The sequence below is a fragment of the Ligaoa zhengdingensis genome, assembly GCF_014384885.1.
In the GTDB taxonomy this organism is placed as follows: Bacteria; Bacillota; Clostridia; order Oscillospirales; family Ruminococcaceae; genus Ligaoa; species Ligaoa zhengdingensis.
On the sequence record NZ_JACRST010000086.1, the window covers coordinates 1 to 937 of the forward strand.

Below are 937 nucleotides of genomic sequence, written 5' to 3' on the forward strand. Positions count from 1 at the left end.
CCCAAGACATTTGCTTGCCACTCGTTCCAGTCCTCGCGGGTTTTCAGCTCTCGCGGTGTATAAGCAGTCCGTGCGGAATATCTCATTTCGCAGGATGCCTTTACCTCTTCCGATTCCAGTTGGAAGAGAATCTGATGGGCGCACTCGTGGGCAAGGGTAAATCTGCGCTTGGCGCAGAGCCGCTGCACGTTGCCGGATAGAATGAAGCTCTCGTCCAAGATGACCTGATTACGCTTCAAAGCCAGTGTGCGCGTAATACCAAGTTCCGTGATCTTGTACTCAGTGTCGGCATAGGCAGTGACACCGCAGATGCTTCCGTCCGGCGAGAGACGGGCGAATGATACGCGAAGACCGAGATAGTTCTTTGCAAACTGATCAATGGGTGTTGGCAAAGCTGATCGGTCGGGCTTGTCCGCCTCATCCCCGAAAAAGAACCGGTTGAAGTCCTTCGTTGTTGATGCTGCAATTTCTTCAAGTTGGCGCTGGGATAAAATCATGAGCAGTTGTCCTCCTTTGCTTCGACGAACCACTTGTCTCCTTCGTGGAAAAGAAATGACTCCTTTCCGCGAATCTGAACTGTGTAACGGATGCCTCCGCCCCCAACCTTTTTGGATGTGGCGCGGCATTTGTATAGAATCTGGTCGATTTGAAAGATTACACCGTTGTCCCACCAGATAAGGCGAGGGAGGATTGCCCCCTCCTTGTCCACATCCAGCGTAACCGGGACGTATGCTTTTCTGTACTGTGTAGCCATTTCTGTTTTTCTCACTCCTGTTCCCTCATACCGGTGTATGCCGGTACGGATGATCTTCGGCAGCATAAATGCCTGTCCATTTGAACTGCTCAAAAGATGTAACTTTTTCGTGTACAACTACTCATGCCCCTTGACAGGATGAGCAATTCAGGATATACTATGAGTAGTTGGATTGCTCAGTCA

Annotated in this window: 2 protein-coding genes; both read right to left on the reverse strand. The window is 50.4% G+C overall.

Features of this window, described 5'->3' with window-relative positions; all coding sequences use genetic code 11:
* A partial coding sequence (locus H8711_RS13785) for a hypothetical protein (protein ID WP_249283901.1) occupies window positions 1-497 on the reverse strand: 497 nt, incomplete at its 3' end.
* A complete protein-coding gene (locus tag H8711_RS13790) occupies window positions 494-871 on the reverse strand; it encodes a hypothetical protein (RefSeq protein ID WP_256173618.1) in 378 nt (125 codons plus the stop codon). The genes H8711_RS13790 and H8711_RS13785, both read right to left, overlap by 4 nt.
* Window positions 872-937 lie beyond the last annotated feature (66 nt).